This is a genomic window from Streptomyces sp. MBT53 (genome assembly GCF_016654115.1).
In the GTDB taxonomy this organism is placed as follows: Bacteria; Actinomycetota; Actinomycetes; order Streptomycetales; family Streptomycetaceae; genus Streptomyces.
Window position 1 is genome coordinate 1 of the sequence record NZ_JAEQAZ010000498.1, and the last position, 511, is coordinate 511.

A 511-nucleotide genomic window follows, 5' to 3' on the forward strand; every position below is an offset into this window, starting at 1 on the left:
GGCGGTCATCCTCGCTGGTGACCGGGCGGTCTTCCTCGGGCCTGGTCACTTCCACCGCGAGGTGCGCGGCCAGCGCCATGGAGATGACCGGCACCGCGCTGACGCCGATGACCATCTTCGGGCCCACGGTCAGGTGACCGGTGCCGACGAGGTGACCGAGCGCGTTGAGGATGACCGAGGTGACCACCGACCCGCCGGTCATCCACTGACCGAGCTTGCGCACGCCGGGGGTGAACCAGGCGACCAGGGCGACCAGGGCGAGCACGTCGACCGCGACCGGCAGTGACCAGGAGAGGCGACCCTCCCAGCCGACCGCCCGACCGAGGGAGGCCAGCGTGTCGGCGGACGCGGCGAACGCGGTCACCGCCACGGTCACGGCGCCCGTGATGACCACGTGGCGGCGGGAGAACTGGCGCTTCACGGTGGTCACCGCCCCACCTGCGAGCGGGAGAGCATCCCGCGCGCGGTCGACGTGATCTCGGTCCGCTGCACCACCGAGCCCACGAGACCG

Annotated in this window: 1 protein-coding gene; it reads right to left on the reverse strand. The window is 72.2% G+C overall.

All coding sequences use genetic code 11. From position 1 onward, the window contains the following. On the reverse strand, positions 1-430 hold a 430-nt coding region (locus tag JHN45_RS52460; protein WP_201056586.1), incomplete at its 3' end, for a DUF2637 domain-containing protein. Positions 431-511: the final 81 nt, after the last annotated feature.